The following is a 26,327-nucleotide window of genomic DNA, read 5'->3' as shown; positions in this document are numbered from 1 at the left end:
CTTGCGCGCGATCAGGCGGGCAGGGCCAGCGCCTTGCCGCCGTAAACGGCCTGCCAGCTCTCGATCTCGCTGAACACCACCTCGTCCACCATCCGGACGATATCGCTCGCGCTGCGATAGGTCAGCCCCTCTTGCTCGCCTTCGACCAGCAGGTTGAGCCTCGCTTCCACCTCACGCAATTTTGCCGCGGTCGCGCGTGAAATGCCGGCGAAGCGTTCAAAATCGCCGAAATAGCGTATCCCTGCAAGATTGGCACCGATGGTCGGGAAGGCGACGCCGAGGAATGTGAAGCTCTTGGCGATGGCGTAGGGCGCACCGGGAGCGAGCAGGCCGAGGAGGGCGGCGAGTTCGACTCCGAGATAGATCGTCACCGAAACGAGCGCTGCGAGGAAGAAGTATTCGGCCGCCCGGTCGATCCGGTGGTGGACCGTGTCAAGCTGGGCAGCCTTGGCCTCGTGATATCGGCGCTGACCGGTCACGTGTGGCAGCACCACCGTGCGCAGCACTCCGTCAAGATACGCCTTGTCGAGCCGCGCTGCGGGAAGACCGGCATCGCGGATCGCGTCGCGGGCAAAGCGTTCGGGCCACTGGCGGGTATCGCCGCGCGGCCATCGTCCGATTGGCCGAGCGACCCCCATCAGCAGCATTGCCGGCGCGAAGCGCAGATACTCGGCCACCCTCCGCGTCTCGAACCAGCGCCGGTGCCAGGCACGGCGGTTGCCGGCGAAAGTGATTGCGACGATCGCCACGAGCAGGCCCAGTTCGACCGCGGCAAAGGCCCATTTGTGGTCTGCAAGGCCGAACGGAAGATAGGCAATTCCCGCGATGATCGCGAAGGCCGAGAGCGCGAAATTGACCGACATGCCGCTGCGATAGGCATCGGACAACCGGCCCGAGACCCCGTCGGCCCAGGCGAACAGCGGCACCAGCCTGTCGCGAATGGCGCGTGCCATGTCATCGCCCGGAGCCAGACGCGCTTCGATAGCCTTGACCAGCGGCGCGGCGCTGCCCTGGGCAATCGCGTCGGGCGCTTCGTAGACCGCCTTGGTTGTCCCGCTGCGGGTGTTGCGCCCGCCGAAAAGGGTTTCGAGGCGGCGATAGATGCCGAACCCGAAGGTGGCGCGAGGCCGGAACCGTTCGCGCGATACGGCCTTCAGGTCGTTTCGTTGCGGTGCCATCGCGGTTACGACCAGGCCGGTCAGCGCCGCTTCGTCGCACGGCCTGGCATGCGCGCCATAGGCCCGCGCCAGTTCCTGCGGCCTGGTAAGAATCGTCCACTTGCCGGAATCGCCAGGAGCCATGGCGATGACCGGCGTGCCCTGTTCGAGCGCGGCGGCGATCGTGTGCCCGGTGCCGCCCGCCATGTCCCAGTCCCTCCCGTCCCAGATCGCGACCAGCAGGTCGGTGCGTTCGAGCATCACCCGCCCGGCAAGCGCGACATTATCCGATTGCAGGGCGGCAAGACGCCGTTCGGCTACGGGATCTCGCTCATCGCCAAGGCTCGCCGCGAGCGCTGCGGCAATGGCCTCGTCGCGGTCGGCGATCGCGAAAACGCGCGCCCTGTCTGTCAGGTCGCGGATGGCCCTGGCCTCGCTTGCGGTGTGCGGGTCGTGGGCTTCGCCGCCTTCGATCAGTGCCTCGACATCCTCGCGGGTGCGCGCGCCTGAATTGATTGCGAGGTTGAGCCCCTCTCCGAAGGGCAAGGGCGCGACCAGTTCCCATCCGAGCGCGAGCGCCCGGTGCGCGGCGAGTTGGTCCGCACCGCTCGCAAGCAGCGAATGCAGGCGGACAGGAGAGCGCGCCATGTCGAGCGCGTCGAGCTGTGCCTCGATATCGGAAAAGAGCGATCCGAGCGCGGCATCGATCCGGTCGCGGTGGGAAGCGAAGCCGGCATGCCCTGCACGGTGTCCGGTAATGCCGAGCGAGAGGTGCGGCTGCCAATCAATCAGCAAGGGCGCTTTCATGGCAAACAGTGTGAACCTCCCCCAAGGTCTTTTGCGCCCGCAAGCCTCCTATTCAGGCTAAGAGCCTGCGCGACCATAGGCCGACCGGGCAAGCAGCGACAAGGGCCGCGGCGTGCCCGGCCGCGACTTGTCGCCGGATGCCTCGCTTGACTTACTTGCCCCCGATGCCGCAATTTGCGGGGCATCGGAGCCGGGGGGCCTGTCATGAAGCCATTGCGAAAACGGACGGCGCTGGCGACCGGCCTGGCGGTGCTCGCCTGGTTGAGCGGCGCGGGCATTGCCAATGCCTCGGTCGCAGACGGCGATGTTGGCGCAGATCGGACGACCGCGGGCGACGGGGCCGGACTGTTCGAAGCCCTGCAATCCGACCTTGCCGAAAGCGAGAAAAGCGCCGAGCAGCGCGCGCAAGAGGCGGCCTTGTTCCAAACCGCCAGCGAGCTGTGCGACCAGGGGGTCGCCGATGAATGCGCAAGGCTCGGCTATCACTACGAGCATGGCATCGCGGTCCCCCGGAACCGTCCGATCGCGGCCCAGGCATACGCGATCGCCTGTGATGCGAATGTTGGTGAGGCGTGTCTGCAACTGGGCGACATGATCGCCTATTTCGGTGCCTCGCTGCCCTTCGACGATGCGCCGGGCTATTATGAACGCGCATGTGGGGCGGGCGCGCTCGAGGGGTGCCAAAGGCTCGGCGCGGCGCTTTTCTACGGAGAGGGCATCGCCAGGAACGAGGGCGGCGCCTTGTCGCTCTGGCGCCATGCCTGCGTAAACGGCGGTTCTTCCTCGTGCGCCTCGCTGGTCAATGCGGTGATCGACAGCGAAAGCTACGCGCATTTCAGTGCCGATGCGGTCGCAGTGATGCTGGCCGATTGCCGCCTTGGCGGCACCGCCTCGTGCTACCGCGCGCTCGCCCTTTACAAAACCGGCCATGCCGACATTGCGGCCATCAACCGATCCGAGCTCGAGCACTTGGCATGCGCCGCGCATATCGACGAGGCGTGCCTCGATCTTGCCCATGCCTATTACGGCGGCGTGGGTGTCGCGCGCAACGAGGACTATGCGCGCTCGCTTTACACCCTGGTCTGCCAGCGCGAGAGCGGCGAATGCCAGGTGGCGCGCAACATGCTCGATGCACCGACGCTGCGACGCGAATGCGACAGCGGAGCGATGGCGGCCTGTGCGCGTCTCGGCATGATCCTGATCGATGGCAAACTGCCGCTGCATGATCCCCTGGCCGGCTTTCGCGCGCTGCGACAGGCCTGCCTTGCCGGTCAGCCGCAGGTCTGTCTCGCTGCTGCGCTGGCTGATCCGGCGCGCCAGGACGGCTGGGCCGAAGGCCAGCAAGCGGATCATTACGCCATGCTCGAAACGGGTTGCGAGGCGCGCGATCTCGGCGCGTGTGACAGGCTGTGGAAGCAGTTCGAAAGCGGCGAATGGGTGCCCGGCGACCGGGAGCGTGAAATCGCCGTGATCGCGCGCTTGTGCGAAGCCAATCGCGGGGATTCCTGCCGGGTGTTCGATGCACGTTACCAGGACGACCCCGACAGCGAGGTGATCGCCGCCAGCGAAGTCTTCGCGCCGCCGCTGGCTCCTCCGCCGCCAAGCGCGGCGATATCGCCCGAAGAACGGTGCGAGGAGGTGGTGCAGGAATTCAGGGGCGTTACCTATGCCGATCGGATCTGCCCGCCGCCGACAGCCTATGTCCTGGCAGGCACCCGGATGCGCCCGGGCGCTGCGCCCTGGCAAGCGCTCATCTGGCGTCCCGACCGCATGAACGGCCACCGGCTCGATGTCAGCGACAAGGTCGCATGCGGCGGATCGCTGATTGCACGCGGTTGGATCCTTTCGGCGGCCCACTGCTTCCGCAATCGCGACGGGTCCGCCTTCGATCCCGGCCACCGGATCAGGCTCGGCGTTGGCAACGCAGCCGCCGACGAGGGCATCAGCTATCCGATCCTCGAAGTGATCAGCCACCCCGGTTTCAGCTTTCGCAACTATGCCAATGACATCGCGCTGGTCCGCTACGATCCGCGCGCGGGCGAACGGGGTGCCACGGTGCATTCGATCCGCCGGATCGCGGTCGACAACTTGCCGGTGGCACAGCGACAGATGAATGGAGACGAGATCGCCTTCATCTATGGCTGGGGTCGCACCGCGGTGGAGGGGAGGGCCAGCACAGCAGCGCTCCTGGGAGCGCGGCTGCAAATGGCGAGCGAGCGCGAATGTTACCGTCTCACCCGGATCCGGCCCGGACAGATCTGCGCACAAGGCACAAGGGGGCAGCAGGCGTGCGGCGGGGATAGTGGCGGGCCGCTGATCACCTATCGCGACCCGGACCGGCGGCCGCGGGTGATCGGGATCATCAGCGCTGGGCAAGCCTGCGGAACGCTCGGCAAGCCGAGCCGCTATACCCGCGTGGCAGCCATGCGCCGCTGGATCGCGCAGCAGATGCGCGCCCGCGGGGCGAGTCTCCCCGATTGAACCAATGACGAGCGGCCCGGCGCAATTAGCTCGGGCCGCTTGTCCTTGCGCGGTTACTCGGTGACTTCCTCGTCGGTGGCAGGAGCCGGACCGATCGGATTGCTCGTCCCGTCGAGGCCTTCATTGTCCGCGTCGCCTTCCATGGCATCGTCGGTGGCCATGGCGTCCATCTCGCCATCGTCCATCATCATGTCCTCGGCGGCTTCATCGTCGTCATAGGCTGCGGGCGCTTCTTCCGCTTCGCAAGCGGAAAGGGCCATAGCGGCCGACACTGCCAGAATGGCATGGATCGTCTTTTTCATGGATTTTCCCCCAGATTGCTCGTTGCGAGCGCGCTTGGGCTATCACGTCGCGCGCTCCAAAAGCAAACGTTCAAAGGCCGGATGCCCGCGCAACGGATCGAGCAGCGGGTCGTTGCGGGCGAGCAATACACCCGGGTCCCCCGCATCGTAGGCGCGCTCGAGCATCGCGATTGCGGCATCCGGATCGCCGAGATGGGCGAGCACCTGGGACTGCTGATAGAGGCTGGAATCGCCATATCCTTCGACCAGTCGTGCGAACAGATCGCGTGCCTTGTCTGCGTCTCCCGACTGCGCCGCGACGATCGCCAGCCCGGTGTCACGAAACACCGGCACCGACTCGGCCTCGAAACTCGCCCGGGCCGCGGCGAGATCGCCCTGCATCAGGCGGGCATTGGCGATGGCATATTGCGCGCTTGCAAGATTGGGATTGAGCGCCAGCGCCTCTTCCATGCGCTGGATCACCCCTGCCCAGTCGCGCGCGAACAGCGCGATGAAGCCGGCGGCATGGAAAGCGCGGGCATTGAGCGGGTCGAGTTCGAGAACGCGTTCGATCATCGCCTTCGCCAGGTCCTGCTGATCGCCATAGGCATAGAAGATCGCGACCGTGCGCTGGGTGTCGGCATCACCGGGTGCAAGCTCTTCGGCGCGGCGGTAATGCGGGAGCGCTTCGCTGCGGCTGCCCTTGCCATTGTCGATTGCAAAGCCGAGCGCGAGGTGGCCGCGCGCAAGATTGGGCTCGATCGCGATCGACCGCCGGGCTGCCGCCGTCGCCTGCGCGTAATATTCGCGCATTTCGTCGGCGTCGGACGTGGCATTGGCGACCGCGGCGAGCATGGTCGATCGCATGGCATGGGCGGCAGCATAATCGGGATCGATCGCGATCGCTGCCTCGAACTGGCGCAGCGCGGCGCGGTCGCTCTCCTCGCCGGCGGTCAGCTGGTAAAGCGATTGTCCGCGCAAATAGGCCTCGTAGGCGCGCGGATCGTCGGTCCCCCCAAGGTCGAGACCTTCTTCGCCTGTGAGCCGGGGGACCAGCGCCGAGGCGACTTCGCGCGCGATATCGGATTGCAGGGCGAGGATATCGGAAAAGTCGCGGTCATAGCTCTGGGCCCAGACGATCAGCCCGTCGGAAACCTGGACGAGTTCGGCCGAGACGCGCACGGTGTTGGCGACCAGCTGGACACTTCCGCGCAGGATGTTGCTGACCCCGAGCGAGCGACCGATTGCGAAATCGTCGGCGTCCTCGTTCGCAGTCGAGGAGGTCGGCGCGGATACCTTGAGCAAGGGGTTGCGCGCGAGGATCGAGCGCACTTCGTTCGACAGGCCGTCGGAAAACCAGTTCTGTTCCTCCTGCCCGGTCAGATTGGCAAAGCGCAAAACGGCCATCGATGTCGCGTCGTCACCGGGCGCGAAGACCCCGCCTTGCCACATGGCGAGCGCGGCTGCGCCAGCGGCGATCCCGATCCCGCCTGCCACCATGGCCCGGCGCGAAATCCCCGGTGCGCCGCGCCCGGACAAGGGCTTGCGCGTCGGGGCTGGCACAACGGGCCTGACCGGCGCCGGCGTCCCGTCGCATTGCATTCGCACCGCGTTGATGATGCGCTGTGCGAGCGGGCTGTCATGCTTGCCGTCCCACGCGCTGATATCGAGCATCTGGATCTGGCGGAATCCGAGCGGGGCCATGGTCCCGTCTAGCGATAGCGGCACGAGGCATCCGCGCTCGCGCCCGCTTTGCGCCTCGTCGCGCACCCATGCCGATTCAACCGACAATTGCGACCACAGCACGACGACGCAATCCGCGCCTTCGAGAGCGGCCTCGGTCGTCGCGAGATAGGTGACCCCGCCTTCGAGCAGGCCGTCCCACCACACCTCGAAACCCGCCTCTTCGAGCAGCGCGATGATCGCACGCGCCTGCTCGATCTCGGGGCGGGTGTAGCTCAGGAATATCTTCTTACAGCCCTGCGGCTGCGAATGCTCCTGCGACTGCGCTGCGCCAGTGCCCGTCGTGTCAGCCATGCCCCCTCCAGAGCCGGGAAGGACCCGGCCTCGGGGCAAAGGCTAGCCCTTAAGCGCGTGCGTGACCAGAGCGCGCCCGCCTAAAGCTCGACGCACAGACCGTCATAGGAGCACAGCACTTCGAGCGCATTGCCCGAACGGGTCAGTTCCTCGTAGCGGATCGTCTCGGCGTGCATCTGTTCGATATCGGCATCGCTATAGACCGGTTCATGGTGGAACAGGGCCAGCCGCCGGGCGCGTGCGCGGTGGCACAGGTCGACTGCGACGATGTTCGAGGAATGGCCCCAATCCTCCTTCATCGAGACGCTGTCCGCGAGCGAATACATGGTGTCCGCGATCATCAGGTCGGTTTCGGCGATGAAGTCGACCATCGCGGCCTCTGCGTCCATGTTGGCGATCTTGTATTCGGCATCGGTGGAATAGACCACGTTCTTTCCCGCCTTGTCGGTGAACCGGTAGCCGAAGCTCTGGTGGCTGTGTTCCTGCTCGATCAGCGCCACCGACAGATCGCCGATCGCATAATTGCGCCCCGGTGCGAGCGTGCGGAACGTGATGTCGGCCTTGAGCCAGTCGAAGGCGACGGGAAAACTGATCTCCTCCTGCTGACGCCTCAGTGCGTCCTCGGCATCGGCATGGCCGGAATGGATGACGATCTTCGCGCCTTCGACGAAAGCGGGGGCGAAGAAGGGGAATCCCATGATGTGGTCCCAGTGGAGGTGCGACATGAAGAAATGCCATTCGAGGTCGCGCCCGTCTGCGCCGGCCCGGCGCATTGAATCTATTCCGAATTCGCGCACGCCCGAACCCATGTCGCACACTGCAAACGCGCCCTGACCGGTGTCGATCTCGACACAGCTGGTTGCCCCGCCATATCCCTGCCCGACCGCGAATGGCAGTTCGTCCCGGATAAAGGCCTCAGCCTCGTCCCGGTCGGCAAAGCGTCGCCCGCCTGCTGCGAGAAGCGCATCTGTGACCTTGTCGGTTATGGTCGATGCCTGCGGGGCCACCGGCAGCGAACCGCGCGTGCCCCAGAAACGAACCTGCATGAATCCCCTCCCGCTCGGGCGTCCGGCCCGGAATGCTAGCGCGCGATCGCTTCTTCGAGCGTATCGGCAATGCGCAGCACATTGTCGCAGCGGCTGATAGCAAGGATTTCGCGGATCGTCGCGTCGGGACGTGCGAGGATGATCGTGCAGCCCTTTTCGCGGGCGGCGCGCTCGGCAAGGACGAGCGCCTTGAGTCCGCGCGAAGACATCGTGTCCAGACTGCCGCAATCGACGATGATCCGCTCGGGTGCGAGCGCGAGCGCATCGAAAAGCCAGTTGTGAAAGGTGTCGGCGCTGTCGCCATCGAGCCGGCCGCGCGGAGAAAGCAGGACCGCCTCGCCGCGCTTGTCGTCGCGGGACGAGCGAAGCGGTGCCACCTTGATGGGGGCCTCCTTCGCCTGCGTTTTCGACCGGGGGCCGTGGTCCTCGGCAATCCTGGCGGCCTTGTTCATGGTGTAGAATGTCCGTATCTGTTCGCGTGGCAAGACCGACCCAAGCACGATAAGGTGAATTTTTCGCTAGGCTGATCCTTGCGCGTGCGCTTGCCTCGAAATGGGCAAGCGGCAGGCAATTCGTGTCGACCGCTTGTCGGGATGAGCGACAGCGCGGTTTGCCTCCGGCTTGTAATAAAGCCCAAAGCGAGTATTCCTTGAAAAGCAATGGGTCGCCCGGGGACAGGGCCGAGGGGTGGGGATCCCGAAGTGTTGCTCCCGAAATGTCTGGAACGGACCGGATCCGTCGGCATCGTCGATTGGCACGAGGTCGGCGTTCGCGGATGGCGACAATGGGGGGCAGGTTTGAAACACACCGAACGAGCTGCGTGCTTTGCACATGACGATTGCCGCGAGACCGTCGCCAGCGTTTCGATGGCCGCGCGCCTGCGCTGCGGCATTGCGCGCGCCGGCATGTTCACCGCCGGCCTGGCGCTCGCCAGCGCGCTGCCAGCGACCCCGGTGCAGGCTCAGGCCGGAGCGCAAGTTTCTCCGCCGCCGCGCAGCCAGCTGGCCCCGCCCGAGCTCGAACGGCGCGACGATCGCGCGGTCACCCTGACCATCGATGGCGACATGGAACGCACCGCCTGTGTGCTCGACCGCGCCGAGTATGCCGACATCACCCTGACGCTCGACGGCGTGCGTTTCGCAGGTCTCGAACGTGTTCCGGGACTTTCGCTCGCTGCGGCCCATGACGGCTATCTTGGCCGCGAGGTCCCGCTTTCGGTGATGTGCGATATCCGCGCGCGCGCCAACGCCCTGCTGCGCTCGCAAGGCTATCTCGCGACAGTCGAGATTCCCGAACAGAACCTGTCGGACGGCGTCGCCGATTTCGGAGTGGTGTTTGGCCGCCTCACCGGGCTGCGAGTGCGCGGAGATGCGGGGCCTTCGGAAGGCGTGGTCGCGGCCTATCTCGAAAAGCTGACCGAAATGGATGTGTTCAACATCCACGATGCAGAGCGCAGCCTGCTGATTGCCGACGACTTGCCCGGTATCGACGTGCGGCTGTCGCTGCGTCCGGCCGCTGGCGGCGCGCCGGGGGACCTGGTGGGCGAGATCGCGGTGGTCAGGCGGCGCGGACTGCTCGATCTCAATGTCCAGAATTACGGATCAAAGGCGCTCGGCCGGTTCGGCGGCCTTCTGCGCGGCGAACTTTACGATCTCACAGGTCTTGGCGATCGCACCACCATCGCGCTGTTTTCGACGCTGGAATTCGGCGAACAGCACACCTTGCAGCTCGGTCATGATTTTGCGGTCGGCGATGATGGCCTCAGGCTCGGAGGCATGCTGACCTATAGCGAGACCGAACCCGATCTGAACCTTCCCGGTTTCGATCTCGAATCCGAAACCATCGTCGGCTCGCTCTATGCCAGCTACCCGCTCCAGCGGATGCGCCATTCATCGCAATATCTGAGCACGGGTTTCGACATCGTCGACCAGGACGTCGAGGTGAACGGGGCGCCGATCTCGCGCGATCGGGTGCGCACGGCCTTTGTCCGATATTCGGGCGAGATTGCCGACCGGGCATCGATCCAGCGCGTCGGCGGTTACACGCCGTTCGAGCCAAGCTTGCGTGCACGCTATGCGCTCGAATTGCGCCAGGGTTTCGATGTCCTGTCAGCCAGCCCCGATTGCAGGGGCAATACGCTCGCCTGTGTCCTTGGCACCACTCCGCCAAGCCGGATCGAGGCCGATCCCACCCCCTTGCTGCTGCGCTATGATGCGGGGTTCGAATATCGTCCGGTCCCGCAATTCACGTTCGCCCTGACGGCAAGCGGCCAGGTGACGGGCGACGGGCTTCCGGCTTACGAGGAATTTTCCGCGGGCAGTTTCTCGATCGGGCGCGGATATGATCCCGGCGCGGTTCTCGGCGATAGCGGGGTGAGCGTGGCCGCCGAATTGCGATACGGCTCGATCGTGCCCGACGGCACCGATGCGCTCGCGCTCCAGCCGTTCGTATTCACTGACATGGCCTGGGCCTGGAACGAGGATCCCAGCCGCCGCCCGCTCAACCCCGACCGGTTGTGGTCGGCTGGCGGGGGGCTGCGTGCGGTCTGGGGATCGCGCATCCAGGCCGAGACTTTTCTTGCCGTCCCGATCAAGCGCCCGGATCTTGCCGCAACACGCGGCGATGTGCGCTTCATGGTCTCGGTGACCGCCCGCATTCTGCCGTGGAGATGACGACGATGGTCCAGCCTCACAACAACCGTTCAAAACTGCTCGTCACCACCGGCACCGCGGCATTGGCGATCGCGCTGGCTGCCAGCCCCGATCGTGCCCAGGCCCAGGCATTCCAGGCGACCGAGACGGTCACCACTGGCGCTGCCACCCGGATATTCACCGGGACGGGCACCGAGACGATCCGGGTCGACACCACGACCGCGACGATCACCTGGACCCCGGACGAGGACGGGGCGGGCAATGCGCTCGATTTCCTCCCGACATTCAACGTCGCGACGTTCGAGAACGGTGCGAACAATGCCGATTTCGCCGTGCTCAACATCATCAACCCTGCCACCAACGGCAATGTCACCGTTTTTGACGGGACGGTGATCTCGCAATTGAACGATCTTGTCACCGGCGCGACCGGACCGGGCGGAACCGTCGCCTTCTATTCGCCATCGGGCATCCTCATCGGCAGCAATGCAGTGTTCGATGTCGGCAACCTGGTTCTCACCACGCTCGAGCCGGACGAGACAAGCTTCTTCAACTTTGCCACCGCGGGTGGGCAAGCGAATTTCACCACGCCCAACCCACCGGGCGCGAGCATCATCATCCAGCCGGGCGCACAGATCACCGCGAGCGCGGAGAATTCCTATTTCGCGCTCGTTTCTGCCGAAATCCAGATGTTCGGAACCTCGGATGTCAATGGCAGCACGGTCTTTGCAGCGGGCGAAGAGGTCAACCTGACGGTATCGAACGGTCTGTTCGACATCCAGATTCCGGTCGGCACGAGCTCGCCCACGCCGATCACGATCGACGGTGATGTCGGCGGCCCGTCGAGCACGGGTGCGGGCGACAATCACCTGATCTACGCGGTCGCCGCGGCACAGTCCGATCCGATCAGCCTGCTGTTCAGCGGCAATCTGGGCTTCGACCCGGCAGCAGGAGCGGGGATCGTCAACGGGGAGATCATCCTCTCTGCGAATTTCACGGTCAGCGACCGCAATGCAGCTGGCAATCCGATCACCAGCGGCATCAACGCGACATTCGTCGAAGAGCTCGAACTGACGCCGATCGCGGGCACCATTCGGATCGAGGATGCCAGCGTGACCAGCGACCTGCTCGCGGTAGCCAACGACCGCGTCGAAGCGGTCTCCAATACCGGGCCGAGCAGCTTCGATGGCAACCTGCTCCTCTACGGTGCAAGCTCGGCCGAAATTATCGCGCTCAATGGTCAGCTGTTCACTGTCGCAGGCGACGTGCTGGTCACCTCGGCCCATTTCGCCCCGCGCCGGGCTGGCCTGCTTCCCGGTGAGGCTGACGCCCAGGGCGGCGTGGCCCGGATCGTGGCGCAAGCCGGCGGGACCATCAACATTGCCGGCGAAGTGCTGGTCGATGCCACCGCGCATGCCGGCTTCGATTTCAATGACGGGTTTTCGGGCGATGCGCAGGGCGGCATTGCCACTATCGAGACCAATGGCGGGACGATCACGATCGGCGGGCCGACCGAAGTGCGCGCGAATGCCATGGATTTCGGCCAGGGCATCATCACGGGCGGAAATCTGACTGGCGGCGAAGCCCAGGTTTTCTCCAATGGCGGCGGCTCGATCACCTTTGCCGACGTCGTTCTGTCGAGCAGCGCCTTCTCGTTCGGAAGCGAGCTTGGCGTGGCCTCGACCGGCGCGAACGCGACCGGCGGCAACGCCTTCTTCTCGCTCGGCGGGGGCGGGCAGATCACCGTCAACGGCGATGCGGACTTTTTCGCCAATGGCGGCGGCGGCGCGGCCAACAATGCGGTAAGCGCGGGAACCGGTACCGGCGGGCTCGCCGACATCGCCTATGACGGCAATGGCGATGTTGTCATTACCGGCAATCTCAATATCCAGGCAATCGGCAGCGGCGGCGTCAATGTCGGCGGACGCGGCGGCGACGGGTTTGGCGGCGTTGCCGCGGCGATCGTCGACAACAACGGCTCGCTGACGATCGGGGGTCTCTACCAGGCGCAGGCGCAGGGCTTTGGCGGCGCAGGGATCGGCGGGGGCGATGGTTTCGGCGGTTCGGCCGGGATCGCCGCGGTCACCGGCACCGTAGACATCACCAGCGTTATCGACGCTCGCGCGCAAGGGATCGGCGGCGATGCCAGCGAAGGCTTTGGCGGCGATGGCGGCGATGGGTTCGGCGGGTTCAGCTATGTCCAGGCAGTCGGCACGCTTACCGACAGCGCCTCGGTCACGGTTGGCGGGCAGGTCACGCTGATTTCAGAAGGCACTGGCGGTGCTGGCGGCAACGGAGATGGCGCGGCCGTTCTTGCCGGGCGTGGAGGAAACGGGTTCGGCGGCGAGAACGGGACGGTCAACCAGGCCGAGGCACGGTTCGGCGCGCAATTCGTCAATGGCGCCTACGCACTTGCTGGCGGCGACAATGGAACTCTGACGATTACGGGTCCGACCTCCTTGCGCGCAGAGGGTTTCGGCGGTGTCGGCGGTGCCGGCGGGCTGAACCAGGACGGCGGCGATGGCGGCGATGGGACCGGCGGCACGGCCGAGGCAGGGGCGCGGCTGATTGGCACCGATGGTTCGGTCGGGGCCGGGTCGGCTAATTTCGGCACGCTCAATTTGCGGGCCTTCGGCATCGGTGGTGCGGGCGGGATCGGCAGCGGCACCGGCAGTCTGCGCGGCAATGGCGGCAATGGGTCTGGCCTCGGGGCCTTCATCTTCGCCGAAGCCGGTTCGCTCGATGCCAGCTTTATCAGCCTCGTCGTTAACGGCACTGGCGGCGAAGGCCATATCGGCGGCGATGGCAGCGGGGGTACTGCCGAGCTGTCTGGCGGATATGACGGCACGCTCACGGTTCCGACAATCTCGGCCCTGGCCACGGGGCGGGGCGGCAATGGCGACAATGGCGGCGGATCGGCTGTCGGCGGTGATGCGCGGATCGTGTTCGCGCCAGTGGCGGACCCTGCTGCGGCAGGGCTGACGATCGATGCGGCCAACATCACGCTTGATGTCAGTGCGACCGGCGGCGATGCCGCTGCAGGTATCGGCGGCGGCGCGCTCGGCGGCAATGCCAGCATCGTCCTAACCGACGACACCAGTTCGCTCACCACGACGAACAACGTGACCTTCGTGGCCGATGCCAATGCTGGCCTCAGCAACGGCTCGGGCGCGGCAAGCGATGCGACCGCGGGAATGGTCGATGTCCGGCTCGATGGCCAGGGCACGATCACCATTGGCGGGCTGCTCAGCATTACCGCCAATTCGTTTGGCGGGGCCAATGACGGGCCTGGCACCGGGGGCAATGCGTTCGGAGGTTTTGCCGAGATATTCGTCTCCAATGGCGGGACGCTCGAGGCTGGCAGCATCGACATGAGTCTCAGCTCATTCGGAGGCTACGGCATCGATGGCGGATCTGCGATCGGGGGCGAGGCCTTCCTCGCGACGGAGAGCGCGACCATAGACGTTGCGGGCTCGGTCAATGCCGTTGCGACTGCAGAGGGCGGCAATGCGCTCGATGGCTTGGCCGGCGATGCGCAAGGCGGGCGCGTGATCCTCGATTCGATCGGGACGGGTGCGGGACCGACCGTATTCAATATCGGCGCAGACCTGCTCGCGGATGCATCGGCATCGGGCGGCGTTGGCGAAGATTTCTCGCAAGGCGGCGAGGCGCGCGGCGGCGAGGCCACGGCTTCGGTCGAGGAATCCGCGAGCCTGACGATAGGCGGGTCGGCAACTTTCCACGCGACGGCACGCGGCGGCTCGGGGATCGGCGGCGGCGATGCCATCGGCGGGCTTGCGGGTGCGCGGGTCATCACCGGCCTGATCGATATCGGTGGCAATGCTTCGGCCGACGCATCGGCGACCGGCGGCGATTCGGGTGTCGACGGCCAGGTGGGAGGCGATGGCGGCGATGCCTTTGGCGGGATCGCGGCGTTCTTTGCCAACGGCACTCAGACCGGAACCGGCACCTTCCGGATCGGCGGCGATGCGACCGTGCTGTCCGAAGCCTTTGGCGGCGTCGGCGGCCAAAGCGATGGCGGTGCGATCCTCGGCGGACGCGGCGGCGATGCCTTTGGCGGCAGCGAGTTCGATTCCAATCCCATCGATCCCACCTTGCCTAACGGAGCCTATCTGGTTGCAGGCGGCGACAACGGTGCGCTCACCGTCATCGGCACTTCCACCGTTTCGGCCGATGCCTCTGGCGGCGAAGGCGGATCGGGCACGAACGGCGTTGCTCCCGGCGATGGCGGCAACGGCACCGGCGGCACCGCGCAGGTCGGGCTCGACCTGCTCGGCACCGACGGATCGGTCGGGCTTGGCACGGCCAGTTTCGGCGACGTTGTCGTTAGCGCCAGCGGCTTTGGCGGGTTTGGCGGATTCGACAGCCCGGTCCGGGGCGATGGCGGCGATGGCCAGGGCGGGCGAGCGACTTTCTCCGTGCGCACCGGCACCGCGGATGCCGGCGAAGTCACGGTCAGAGCCGACGGCGCGGGCGGCGACGGTGGCAATGGCGGTACCGGCACTGGCGGTCCGCGCGCGGGGATATTCACCGCGTCCGGCGGCAGCTTCACGATTGCGAGCTTCAACGCCTTTGCCCAGGGCCTCGGCGGTATCTCGGATTCTGGCATCGGCGGGTCCGGTTTCGGCGGCGAGGCCTTTATTGGCTTCCAGGACGGCAACGGCACGATCACCGGCGACGCGATGGTCGATGCCTCGGGCTTTGGCGGCGAATCGAGCGGCAATAATGGTGGCGATGGCACCGGCGGGACCGCCGATATCGCAATCTTCACCCCCACCATCGGCACCGGCATCGTTGGCGGCAACGCCTCGGTCGTCGCCAATGGCACGGGCGGCGAAGCCGGGGCAGGCTTCACCGGAGGCACCGGGACCGGCGGCAATGCATTCGTGCAGGTGCAAGCCGGCGGCACGATCACGCTCGGTTCGGCGGTGGTAACCGCATCGGGCCTCGGCGGGACTGGCGACGATGCGGGCGGTGGCAACGGCATTGGCGGCTTTGCCACGCTCGAAGCGATCGACAGCGGCAGCGTGCTGACCATCCAGACCAATTCGGTCGTGCCTTTCCTCGACGATTACAATCGCGGCGGCCTTCTCGCGGCGAACGGCGTGGGCGGCAATGCGACCGGCGGGAGCGGGATCGGCGGTGCCGGCACCGGCGGACAGGCGATCATCAACGTCACCAGCGGCGCCAACATGACGCTGCCGCTCGACCCGGCGAACGATCCCAACGCATTTGCAAATGTGCGCATCCTTGCGCGCGGCATCGGCGGCGGCACGTCGGTCGATGGCGCGGGCGGCGTGGGAACCGGCGGCCTTGGCCTCATCTTCGTCGACAGCGCCGACTTCGAAATCGGAGCGGCCACGCTCTCGGTCTTCGGGGCAGGCGGGTCCAGCCTCGATGGCGATGCCACCGTGGACGGCGGCGACGGCAATGGCGGAACCCGCCAGATCACCATCGACAACGGCGCCAACGTGACCGCGGAATTTGCCGGGGGCATTTCCGGCGGGATCGGCGGAAACGGTTCAGGCGGCGGCGATGGCGGCGATGCGATCGGCGGTAGCGGTCTCTACTCGGTCCGCGGCGGATCGACGCTCAACCTGGTCGGCGCCAACATCTTTGCCGACAACAGCGCCGGCGGAAATGGGGCGATCGGCGGCGGAGCCTCGGGCGGAGACGTGCGTTTCGAAGTCGACAATTCCACCGTCAATCTCACCGCCAATGCCAATGGCGATGCCTCGGCGCTGTTCGGCGGCGAGGTGACAGGAGGGCAGGGCCAGTCCGAGGGCGGGGACGCGATTGCCGGCGATGTCGATCTCGAACTGACCAGTTCGACATGGGACGGCGGCCCTGTCACGATTGCCGGCAATGCGACCGGCGGTGCGGCGAATGGCGTCAACGGGATCGGCGGCGATGCGGTGTCAGGCAATGCCAACATGCTCGTCTCGAGCAGCGATGTCATCGTTAGCGGGTCTGCTTGCGGCATAGACCCCAGCTGCGTTGTCCGAAGCCTGGACATCACTTCCAACGCCATCGGGGGCGAGGCCGCAAACGGGACAGGCGGCAACGCGGTGGCATTCGAAGCCATTCTGACCGGGACTAATGCGGACATCACGGCAATCGGTGAGGTCACTGTCAGCGCCGATGCCCGCGGGGGCAGCGGGTTGATCGGCGGCAATGCCAGCGCGGGTGAGGCCGTGCTCGATCTGTTCGGTGGCTCCATGATCGCAGCGCTCGAACCATCTGTGCTGTCAGACATCTCCATCTCGGCCGATGCCGATGGCGGGTTTGGTGACAATACGATGGGCGATGCCGAGGCCGGAGCGAGCTTCCTCCTAATGTCTGACGCCGCTCTCTTTGCAAGCATCCTCGAGATAACTGCGATCGCGAACGAATCGATCCCGACGGCAACCTCGGGCGGCGAGGCGCGCGGCGGCGATGCCGAGGCGATCATCGAAGGCGCCTCGACGCTGACGCTCGACGAACTCACGCTCGAAAGCTCGGCCTTCGCTCAACCCGACGGCACCGCGATCGCCGGGAACAGCGGCTTGTTCGTCGGCAATGTGGGCGGGAGCGAGCTGGTCGATGCCGATCTCATCGTGCTCGATGCCAGCGCCTCTGGCGGCGCGACCAACGAGGTCGGCCGCCTGACGATCGACATCGACAACAATGCGTCGGTCGACACGGTCGATCTTACTGCGACCGCGCTCGGCGACACGCTTCCTGCCTCGGCGCTGGGCCATTCGATCCTCGTCAATGGCGCCCAGCTGCGCGTGACCGGCGACATGACGGTCGATGTCCTCGGCAATCTCGATATCACCGCCGAGGCGGGCGGGACGATCGGCGATCCGGCAGGCAACATCTTTATCACCGTGCTGGGGACCGATGCGGGCGGCGGGCTGCTGTCGATCTTCGGAGATGACGACAACCATATCGGGCTGGGCGCGGATGCAATGATGCTGAGCTCGCACGACATCGAAATCACCGATGGGGCGCGCGTCGCAGCAGGCGATCTCACCCTGCAATCGCTCGACGAAGAACGCCCGATGTTCCTCGGCGATGGCGGCGGCACGGTCAGCTTCAGCGGCGCGACCGGCTATGTCCTGAGCAATGACGAAGGCGGTCGGATCGATGCCGGGACGGTGACGATCATCCAGCCTGTTATAGACAAGGACGACGACTACGAACCCGATATCGTGATCGGCAATATCACGGCGTTCGGCTCGCTCGACGACGGGGTCTCGGCGATCAATATCCAGGTCTCGGGGGGCGGAGGCGTAGTGCGCGTAGAAGGCGTGCTCGACTATCGCGATCTCGATGTCACCGACACCTTGTCGATCTTCGCGGAACGCCAGATCGAGGTGGTGACACCCGGCGGCATCTTCCTGCGCGATCCCGCGGGCAATCCCGGGGGACGGCTGCTGCTGACGTCGAACAATGTCTGGGTGGCGGACAGTGTCGTTATCGGGCTGCTTCAGGACGATGTGGGCTATGCCGGACGCAATGACGACCTCATGACCGCGCTGGCGGGCAGCGACGATCCGCTCGGCTATGTCCGCGCAGGCGGGGTGACGGTCGAATTCGGCGACAGCTTCCTTGTCCGCAACACCGGGACCGACACCGAACAGGGCGGCATCCTGGTCTCTGATGGCGGGTTGACGATCTTCTCGCCCGATGCCGGCGGCGGGGGCGGCAACCCGGTCGATGTCTTCGCCTATGGCGCGCGGATCGACGACCAGGGCAATCTGATCACCGGCGAGGCCTTCTTCAACGAGGTCAATTTCAACAATGACGGCGGGACCGGATCGACCGAATATACCGACGAATCCGAATTCAACGATTGCGTGATCAATACCGGCCAGTGCCCGGTCGGCACCCCGGACCCCGATCCCGACCCTGATCCCGATCAGAGCGATGGCGAACCGGTGCCCGTCAACAACCCCGCCGTCATCGAGGAACCGATCGCGGTGGCCGGCCCGATCCCGCCGAGCCCGGCCCAGAAGGACGAGGAATTCGGCTTCGATTTCCAGCGGCTCGTTTCCGAACCCGAGGACGAGGACGAGGAGGAAATCGACGATCCGGTCTCGAGCGGCGGCGATGCTTCCCTGTATTCGCGGATCGGCGGCGGCGCCGATAGCGGCACAGGCAATGATGCGGGAGGCAATTGAGATGACGAACAAATCGCTCAAGTCGCTCGCTTCGCTCTGCACTCTTGCAGGCGTTGCGGCCGCGGCGCTCTGGGCCGCTCCGAACACCGCGCAAGTCGCGCAGCCCGGTTCGATCGCGCTGCGTGACAGCTTTCCCGTGGGGTCGAACGGTTTGTGTGAGGCGCAGATCCAGCCGCCCGAACCCGGCGCGGGGCTGTTCGATCGCAAGTACAACCTGCTGTGCCGCGATGCCGGTGCGCCAATTGGTGCCCTGTGGGTGGTGCGCGGGCGCGTCGCGGGCGAAGCAGCCGAGCGTTTCGTCGGCGAGGACGCGCGCTGCACCGGCCAATCCGATGACGGTTCTGCGCAAGCGCTCGAAGGGGCCACGCAATGGACCTGCACCCGCGAGGGAAGCATCATCCGCACCCGGCTGATGGTCGCGGAGCGCGGCAATCGCACCTATGCCGCCTCGGGCCTTTCCGCCTATGGCACGGCGCTCGAACTGGCGATTGCGAGCCTGGCGAGCGATCGCGTGGTGGCCGGAACGGTCGATATCCCTCTGACCCAGGCCACCGATGCCCTCACATTCGCACGCCAGCAGGCGCAGGCGATCGCTGCTGACCGGGCGCTGGTCGAGGCCTATCGCCGTGCCAATAGCGGCGATTTTGCAGAAGCAGCCGAGTTTTTCGCCGCCTCTGCCGAACAGCTTACCGGGAACAGCGAGGCCGAGGCGCGTCTCAACGAGGCCCTGCTGCAATCCAATCTCGGTAATTTCTCCCAGGCAGAGCGCCGCTTTGCGCAGACGCGCGACCGCGCGGCAACGAGCCCAGTCCTTGCCCGGCTGCAACGCAATTACGAGGCGCTCAACGCGCTCAACCAGGGCGCGGCCGCGCGTGCGATCCTGATCCTCGAAGAGCCGCTGCCCTCTGATTTCGCCGACAATGAGGCGCTGCGTTCGCTGGCGATCGGACCTGCCATGGCGAACCGCCTGGCAGCCGAGAGCGAGGTCGCGGCGTCGTCGGGCATGGCGATGAGCCTGACCCCGCTCGAACGCGCGCAATTGCTCGATGGTCAGGCCGATTACCTTCATGCAGCAGCCCTTCGTCTGACCGGCAATCCGGGCGCGGCTGCAGCGCGCCTGGCACGGGCCAACACGACTTTGGCCGAAGTGCGCGGCGGCCGCGTCGTGTCGGTGCTGTGGCTGCGCGCGCAGGTGCTCAGCGAGCTTGCCGAATTGTCCGAGGCCGATGGCCAGATCGCGCGCGCCGAGGCGCTGCACGGGCAGGGCATCGCACTGCTTGCGAGGGCCTATCCCGGATCGCCTGCGCTCTACAGCGCCAAGGCGCAGCTCGCCGGACTCTATGCGCGCAGCGATCGCCGTGCCGATGCGCTCGCGCTGTATCGCGAGATCGTCGCCGAGGCCGAAGGGCGTCCCGCGCCTTCACTACGCAATCATGTCGGGGCCTATTTCGCGCTACTGCTCGACAGCGGCGCCTCGGCCGAGGCGGCGGACGACATCTTCGCTGCCAGCCAGCTTCTTCTGCGCCCCGGTCTCGCCCAGACCCAAGCCGTTCTCGCCCGCGAATTGTCAGGCGGAAGTGACGAGGCATCGGCACTGTTCCGGCGCAATGTCAATGTGGGCCGCTCGATCGAGCGGATGCGTGCAGCGATCGTCGAGATCGAAGCCGAGGCCGAAGTGAATCCGCAGGCCGCCGCCATCCTTGCCGAGCGCCGCCAGAGGCTCGCTGCGTTGCAGGAGCAGCAGGCGGAACTGCTTCAGACGCTCGCCGATTATCCGCGCTACAGGGCGGTTTCGGGCGGAGCGATGACGCGCGAGGACATGCAGGCGATCCTGCGCGAGGGCGAGGCCTATGTGAAGATGGTCGCGCTCGACGATGCGGCCTACATGGTCATGATCACCCCTGACGACAGCGTCGCCTGGGCGATCGAGACCACTCCCGGCGAGCTTGACGATGCAGTCTTCGCGATCCGCGAAAGCATCGCCATTGCCGAAGGGGGTCAGGTCTTGACTTACCCCTTCGATCTGGCCGCCTCGCGCGCGCTTTACCTGCGCCTGTTCGAGCCGGTGGCCGATCGCCTGCCGCGCCTGAAGCATGTCATCTTCGAACCGGACGGCGCGATGCTCAAGCTGCCGATCAATCTCCTGGTCACCGACGATGAAAGCCTCGCCCGTTACGAGGCGCAGCGGCAGGGCGCAGGCGGCGACGACTATGATTTCCGCTCGGTCGCATGGCTCGGGCGCGAGACGCAGATCAGCACATCGGTCGCACCGACCGCGTTTCGCGATGTGCGCGCAGCGCCCGCGAGCAGCGCCGGGAAGGCCTATCTCGGCCTCGGCGAAAATACCCCGATCGGTGATGGCCCGGTGACCGCCGCGCGCACCCGTTCGACGCTGGCCGGAGGATCGGACTGCCTGTGGTCCGAGGCGATCTGGTCGAACCCGATCAAGGCCGACGAATTGTACGATGCCGCGCGCCGGTTCGGAGGCACTGCAAGCGACAAAGCGGCGGTGCTGACCAAGGACGCATTCACCGACACAGCGATCAAGGCACGCGAGGATTTGAGCGATTACCGCGTCCTCCACTTTGCCACCCACGGCCTGGTCACCGCACCCGAACCGCAATGCCCGCCGCGGCCGGCGCTCCTGACCTCGTTCGGAGAACCGGGATCGGACGGTCTCCTGAGCTTTGCCGAGATCTTCGGGCTGCGGATCGATGCCGATCTCGTCATCCTGTCGGCATGCGATACCGCGGGCAGCGCCACTGTCGGCGCAGCGCTCGAGGCGGGGGTCGCATCGCGCGGCGAATTCGCTCTCGACGGGCTCGTGCGCGCTTTCGTGGGCGCGGGCGGGCGCACCGTGTTAGCCAGCCATTGGCCGGTCCCCGACGATTTCGACGCGACCGAACGGCTCGTGGGCGGATTGTTCGAAGGCGCCGATGTCGCCACCGCCGAAGCGCTGCGCCGCTCGCAGCTGGCACTGATGGACGATGCGGCCACCTCGCACCCCTTCTACTGGTCCGCCTTTGCGGTGGTGGGCGATGGGTCGGTGCGGGTTCGGCGCTGACATCGCGCATGATTACCTAGGCGAGTGCATGTCCGGCGCGCGCGGCTTGCGCGGCAAGGGCAAAGGCGCTTTGTTGCCCGTGATTTCGAAGCCGAGGGGCGCTGCGAAGGGGCGGGGGCAGCGGGAGGAATGATGACGCAAGAGGGCGGGGACAGGAAAGCGCGCGGCGGCCTGCTGGCGCGCGGCTGGCGCAGCGTTCGCGAGGCGGGCAAGCTGCAATTGGCGGCGACCTGTGCGCTTGTGTTGATCGCGATCTTCATCGCCCGCTACAGCTGGATGCTCCCCGCAGGGCTCGGCGCAACCCCGCTCACCAGCGATGCCGAACAGGGCCTTTACGACATGCGCGCCTGGCTCGCGGCGGAGTTGGTCGAGCAGGACGAGCGGATTTCGCTGGTGGTCTATGATGACCAGGCGCTGATCAATCTTGAAAAACGCTCACCGCTCCCGCGCGATGCGCTGGCCGAGGCCTTGCGCAATCTCGACACGATGGGCGCCAAGGCGATCGGGATCGATATCCTTTTCGACCAGCCCCAGGCCGAGGACCAGCAATTGATCGACGCGCTGCGTTCGATGCAGACGCCGGTCCTCGTCGCCTATGCCAATGTCGCGACCAACGAAAACGATATCGGATACGAACAGCAGCTTTATCTCGAGGAATTCATGGCCGCGCTCGAAGGGTCGAATGCGCGGCCCGCGAGCATTCGGCTCGATGAGAGCTTCGGGGCCACGCGGGTCTGGCCCGAAATCATGCCCGAGTTGCCGCCCTTGCTTGGCCGCGCCATGCTCGCCGATGCGGACGGCCCCTACGAGGCTTTCGAAAACTATGAGGGCGCGATCAATTTTCGCCGCCCCTTGCGCGCGGGGCAGGACGGTGACGAGGAGCCAGCCGAAGGCGAGCGCGCAGATGTCGAGGAGCCGCTCTTTCCCACGGTATCGATCGAACTGTTCCTCGATCTCGACCCCGCCATTGCCGAATTCGTCGGTGAGCAATTCGTCAGCGACCGGTATGTCCTGATCGGCGGGGACATCCTCGATTACGACCGGGTGACCACACCGTTCACCGCATGGACCGGTTTCGAGCCTTCGGGATTGTCGGTCCACGGCGAGATCATCGCGCAAATGCTCGATGGCAAGGTCATGCCCTCAATTCCCGAATGGGCGCTGTGGGCGATGGCGGTGCTGGTGGTGCTTACCGCGGTGCTGACCGCGCTGCTCGAATGGCCGGCGGCACGGCTGGTGCCTTTGCTGATGGTGCTCGCGGTGCTGTTCGTGGGGATCCCCTTCCTCCTGCATTTTCGCGGCGTCGATACTTATGGACTGCCCGCGGTGGGGTGGCTGCTGGGCTGGATCATCGCCTTCACCTCGGTCACATCCGCGGCGCGTTCTGCGGGAGCGGCGCAGCGCAGTTTCGCGCAGGGCGCGCTGGGCAAATACATCCCGCGCGACATCGCCCAGCAGATCATCGACGAACCCGATTTGCTCACCCTGGGCGGCGAGAAACGCGAGATTTGCGTGATGTTCTCCGACCTCGAGGGCTTCACCAAGATGAGCCACGCGATCGCGCCGGAAATGGTTGCGACGCTGCTCAATCGCTATCTGGAGATGCTCAGCCAGGTGGTGCTCGATCATGGCGGCGTGATCGACAAATATGTCGGCGATGCGGTGGTGGCATTCTGGGGCGCGCCGATCGCGCGGGCAGACGATGCGAAGCGCGCGCTCGAGGCGGGTCACGCGGTCTGGCAGGCAGGCGAGCGTTTCCGTGCAGAGGTCGCGGCGAGGGATCCCGACCTTCCGCTTATCGGCAAGACCCGCGTGGGTCTGCATTTCGGCGAGGCCGTGGTGGGCAATTTCGGCGGGGACTCGCGCATCCAGTACACGGCGCTCGGCGACAGCATGAACACCGCCGCCCGGCTCGAGGCGGCAAACAAGCCGCTCTGCTCGTCGGTTTCCGCGAGCCGCGAACTGATCGAGCGGGCCGAAGCCGACATCTGGGTTCCGATGGGCAGAATCGTTCTCAGGGGCCGCGCGCAACCCGTTGATATCTATCAACCCAAGCCCGAATTGCCTGAAAGCGACCGGCAGAAACTCGCAAAAGCCGCTCAGCTTTCAGACAGCAAACATGACGTAGCCATGCAATTGATCGACGAGGTGTCTGCTATGCATCCCGACGATGAGGCGCTACGCCATTACAGCGAGCGAATGCGAAATCTGAACGATGGGGGAGCTTATGTTCTCGGATAAATGGAAAGCCAGGCTGATTGGGGTGGCTATTGCCGGCGCGGCAATCGCAATACCGGGCGCGGCGAGCGCCGGGGTGGTTGTGAAATCCACCGGCCCTTCGGCAAGCGAATATCCGGTCGGCCGCCAGGTTGCAGACGGTTCGAGGGTAGTCCTTCGGGCCGGCGACCGCATCACCGTGCTGACCGACAGGGGCACGAGCGTGATGGAAGGCCCGGGCACTTTCCGAATTGGCGAAGGGGCGCGCCCGTCGCAGCGGTTCTCAAGGCTCACCCGGCGCGGCGCACGCGCCAGGCCACGCACGGGGGCTGTGCGCGGAACGCCGGTCGCACCGGAAACCGCTCCTGCGCGCAGTCTGTGGACGGTAAACCTGTCCGTGGGCGGACCCGTGTGCCTGTACGACATGGACGCGATCCAGCTCTGGCGCCCGGCGGCCGAGGGGGCCGAAACCTACAGTATCGTCGATATCGCATCCGACACCGCACTCGACGTGACCTTTGTCGGCGCCGAGCTGGTACGCGAGCTCGACCAGGACGTGGTATCGATAAAGACTGATACAGATTATGCGATCCTCTCCCCGGCCAGCGGCAGGCAGGCCGAACGCTCCACGGTGAATGTGCGCTTCGTCCAGTTCGACGGCGACTATGGCGACTCGGCCTCGCTCGCACAGGCATTGCTTGAAAAGGGATGCACCGAACAGTTCGCGCTGCTTGCCGACACTCTCGACGAAGAGGCGAGCTAGGGCACCCAACCACCTGGGCAAAAAGACTTGCTCCAGCCCGCGCGATCAGGTCTGATCGCCGTGCCGCGGAACCCGTTCCGGTGACCGCGGCGTCGAGGGGAGAGGACGCGCGCGATGCAGAATTACGGCGGAATGCAGAACGAGATCTACAATGCCGGTCTGCAAGGCATCCTGCCCGATTACCCGGTCGATTTCGCCACGCTCGAGGCACGCGCGCACGAGGCGCTCGGCCCGATGATGACCAATTACGTGGCCGGCGGTTGCGGGGACGAGCACACGCAGGACACCAATGCCCGCGCCTTCCACCATTGGGGCATGATACCGCGCATGATGGTCGATTGCTCCGAGCGCGACCTGTCGATCGAATTGTTCGGCATGACCTTGCCGAGCCCGCTTTTCATGGCCCCGATCGGCCTTAATGGCGAAGCGACGCAGGACCGCCACGGCGACATGGCCGCCGCGCGCGCATCGGCCATGACCGGCGTGCCGCTGTGCGTCTCCACTCTCGGAAACGACCCGATGGAGGACGTATTCGAAGCCTGCGGCGATACGCCCGCCTTTTTCCAGCTCTACACTCCGCGCAATCGCGAACTTGCGACCAGCCTGATCCAGCGGGCGGAAAAATCGGGCGCGAAGGCGATCGTGGTCACGCTCGACACATGGCTCACCGGCTGGCGCCCACGCGATCTCAACGCGTCGAATTTTCCGCAATTGCGCGGCAAGGTGATGCAGAACTATTTCACTGATCCGGTCTTTCGCTCGATGCTCGACAAGCCGCCCGAGGAGGACCCGAAAGCGGCGATTTTCCTGTTCGCCGCGATCTTCGGGCAGGTGCTGACGTGGGAGGACATGGCCTTCTTCAAATCGGTCACCGACCTTCCGATCGTGCTGAAGGGCATCTGTCATGCTGAAGACGTGAAGAAGGCGATCGATCACGGCGCGGACGCGATCTATTGTTCGAACCATGGCGGCAGGCAGGCCAATGGCGGGATCGCAACGATCGACCTGCTCGGCGATGTCGTCGAAGCGGCAGGCGATCTGCCGGTTCTGTTCGACAGCGGGATCCGTTCGGGCACCGATGCTGTCAAGGCGCTCGCCATGGGCGCGCGGGCCGTCGGGGTGGGCAGGCCCTACACATATGGGCTCGCGATTGGCGGGGCCGAGGGCGCGGCATGGGTTCTGCGATCGATCCTTGCCGAGGCGGACCTGTTGATGGCGGTCAACGGCTATCCCAGCCTTGCCGCCGTGCGCGGAGCCGGAGTTCGCCGCACCGGCTGATTTGCGAAGTGCGATTGAAATCGAAAAAAATCTTGCACTGACAAAGTCTTGGCGCGAAGAATCGCAATCGGTCTTGACGCTTCGGCGCACGAAATGACCGATCGGTCAAATTCGGACTCAGTTTTCCACAGATTCGGTGTTAGTTACCTGCGCATAACGGGGCGCGAACCGGGGCGAGAACCATGGAGAGACCAACAATCATTTCATCCGGGCCAGACCAGATGGGCCGGACCGTTTGCTTCGGCGACGAATTTTCACGCCAGGCGCGTTATGGCCGCATCCGTCCGATGCCGACCGCCAGCCGCTGGCAGCGCTTGCTCAGCCGGCTCTCGCTGCGCCGCTGACGGGTTGCCAGCCTGTCA

Annotated in this window: 13 protein-coding genes; 8 read left to right on the top strand and 5 right to left on the bottom strand. The window is 65.6% G+C overall.

Annotated elements, in window-relative coordinates; all coding sequences use genetic code 11:
• Window positions 1-11: 11 nt before the first annotated feature.
• Window positions 12-1,952 (bottom strand): hypothetical protein, encoded by a 1,941-nt coding sequence (locus ACKTSM_RS11445; RefSeq protein WP_407874779.1) that lies wholly within the window; start codon window positions 1,950-1,952, stop codon window positions 12-14.
• 216 nt (window positions 1,953-2,168) lie between these two features.
• Here ACKTSM_RS11445 and ACKTSM_RS11440 point away from each other — a divergent pair, with 216 nt between their 5' ends.
• On the top strand, window positions 2,169-4,445 hold the full coding sequence (locus ACKTSM_RS11440; RefSeq protein WP_407874778.1) for a trypsin-like serine protease: 2,277 nt from the start codon (window positions 2,169-2,171) through the stop codon (window positions 4,443-4,445).
• Window positions 4,446-4,498: 53 nt separating this feature from the next.
• Here ACKTSM_RS11440 and ACKTSM_RS11435 read toward each other — a convergent pair whose 3' ends face one another.
• The 4 genes from ACKTSM_RS11435 to ACKTSM_RS11420 form a co-directional block, all read right to left on the bottom strand.
• Window positions 4,499-4,747: a hypothetical protein gene (locus ACKTSM_RS11435; protein WP_407874777.1), complete on the bottom strand. Its 249-nt coding sequence runs from the start codon at window positions 4,745-4,747 to the stop codon at window positions 4,499-4,501.
• Between the two features lie 42 nt (window positions 4,748-4,789).
• Window positions 4,790-6,763: a TIR domain-containing protein gene (locus ACKTSM_RS11430; protein ID WP_407874776.1), complete on the bottom strand. Its 1,974-nt coding sequence runs from the start codon at window positions 6,761-6,763 to the stop codon at window positions 4,790-4,792.
• A gap of 80 nt (window positions 6,764-6,843) precedes the next feature.
• Window positions 6,844-7,809 carry an MBL fold metallo-hydrolase gene (locus ACKTSM_RS11425; RefSeq protein ID WP_407874775.1) on the bottom strand — a complete coding sequence of 322 codons (966 nt, stop codon included), beginning with the start codon at window positions 7,807-7,809 and terminating at the stop codon, window positions 6,844-6,846.
• Between the two features lie 35 nt (window positions 7,810-7,844).
• Window positions 7,845-8,186: an STAS domain-containing protein gene (locus ACKTSM_RS11420; RefSeq protein WP_407874774.1), complete on the bottom strand. Its 342-nt coding sequence runs from the start codon at window positions 8,184-8,186 to the stop codon at window positions 7,845-7,847.
• Window positions 8,187-8,606: 420 nt separating this feature from the next.
• On the opposite strand from ACKTSM_RS11420, the gene ACKTSM_RS11415 reads away from it, so the two are divergent.
• The 7 genes from ACKTSM_RS11415 to ACKTSM_RS11385 all read left to right on the top strand — a co-directional run bounded on the left by ACKTSM_RS11415 (window position 8,607) and on the right by ACKTSM_RS11385 (window position 26,309).
• Window positions 8,607-10,481 carry a ShlB/FhaC/HecB family hemolysin secretion/activation protein gene (locus ACKTSM_RS11415; RefSeq protein WP_407874773.1) on the top strand — a complete coding sequence of 625 codons (1,875 nt, stop codon included), beginning with the start codon at window positions 8,607-8,609 and terminating at the stop codon, window positions 10,479-10,481.
• Between the two features lie 5 nt (window positions 10,482-10,486).
• Complete coding sequence (locus tag ACKTSM_RS11410) at window positions 10,487-18,643, top strand: hypothetical protein (RefSeq protein WP_407874772.1); 8,157 nt, start codon at window positions 10,487-10,489, stop codon at window positions 18,641-18,643.
• Between the two features lies 1 nt (window position 18,644).
• Window positions 18,645-21,707, top strand: coding sequence for a CHAT domain-containing protein (locus tag ACKTSM_RS11405; protein WP_407874771.1), 3,063 nt, complete (start codon window positions 18,645-18,647; stop codon window positions 21,705-21,707).
• Window positions 21,708-21,836: 129 nt separating this feature from the next.
• Window positions 21,837-23,948: a CHASE2 domain-containing protein gene (locus tag ACKTSM_RS11400; protein WP_407874770.1), complete on the top strand. Its 2,112-nt coding sequence runs from the start codon at window positions 21,837-21,839 to the stop codon at window positions 23,946-23,948.
• Window positions 23,949-23,970: 22 nt separating this feature from the next.
• Complete coding sequence (locus ACKTSM_RS11395; protein ID WP_407874769.1) at window positions 23,971-24,687, top strand: hypothetical protein; 717 nt, start codon at window positions 23,971-23,973, stop codon at window positions 24,685-24,687.
• Window positions 24,688-24,801: 114 nt separating this feature from the next.
• Window positions 24,802-25,965 carry an alpha-hydroxy-acid oxidizing protein gene (locus ACKTSM_RS11390; protein WP_407874768.1) on the top strand — a complete coding sequence of 388 codons (1,164 nt, stop codon included), beginning with the start codon at window positions 24,802-24,804 and terminating at the stop codon, window positions 25,963-25,965.
• A 182-nt stretch (window positions 25,966-26,147) separates the two neighbouring features.
• Window positions 26,148-26,309, top strand: coding sequence for a hypothetical protein (locus ACKTSM_RS11385; protein ID WP_407874767.1), 162 nt, complete (start codon window positions 26,148-26,150; stop codon window positions 26,307-26,309).
• Window positions 26,310-26,327: the final 18 nt, after the last annotated feature.

The organism is Qipengyuania nanhaisediminis (genome assembly GCF_045862805.1).
In the GTDB taxonomy this organism is placed as follows: Bacteria; Pseudomonadota; Alphaproteobacteria; order Sphingomonadales; family Sphingomonadaceae; genus Erythrobacter; species Erythrobacter nanhaisediminis_A.
The sequence above is the reverse complement of the archived record's forward strand: the minus strand, read 5'-3'. Positions and strand labels throughout refer to the sequence as shown.

What these genes read in the sequence shown, in the direction of transcription:
- ACKTSM_RS11440 (WP_407874778.1), top strand. Translation starts at nt 2,169, where the DNA reads ATGAAGCCATTGCGAAAACGGACGGCGCTGGCGACCGGCCTGGCGGTG.
- ACKTSM_RS11435 (WP_407874777.1), bottom strand. Translation starts at nt 4,747, where the DNA reads ATGAAAAAGACGATCCATGCCATTCTGGCAGTGTCGGCCGCTATGGCC.
- ACKTSM_RS11430 (WP_407874776.1), bottom strand. Translation starts at nt 6,763, where the DNA reads ATGGCTGACACGACGGGCACTGGCGCAGCGCAGTCGCAGGAGCATTCG.
- ACKTSM_RS11425 (WP_407874775.1), bottom strand. Translation starts at nt 7,809, where the DNA reads ATGCAGGTTCGTTTCTGGGGCACGCGCGGTTCGCTGCCGGTGGCCCCG.
- ACKTSM_RS11410 (WP_407874772.1), top strand. Translation starts at nt 10,487, where the DNA reads ATGGTCCAGCCTCACAACAACCGTTCAAAACTGCTCGTCACCACCGGC.
- ACKTSM_RS11405 (WP_407874771.1), top strand. Translation starts at nt 18,645, where the DNA reads ATGACGAACAAATCGCTCAAGTCGCTCGCTTCGCTCTGCACTCTTGCA.
- ACKTSM_RS11400 (WP_407874770.1), top strand. Translation starts at nt 21,837, where the DNA reads ATGATGACGCAAGAGGGCGGGGACAGGAAAGCGCGCGGCGGCCTGCTG.
- ACKTSM_RS11390 (WP_407874768.1), top strand. Translation starts at nt 24,802, where the DNA reads ATGCAGAATTACGGCGGAATGCAGAACGAGATCTACAATGCCGGTCTG.
- ACKTSM_RS11385 (WP_407874767.1), top strand. Translation starts at nt 26,148, where the DNA reads ATGGAGAGACCAACAATCATTTCATCCGGGCCAGACCAGATGGGCCGG.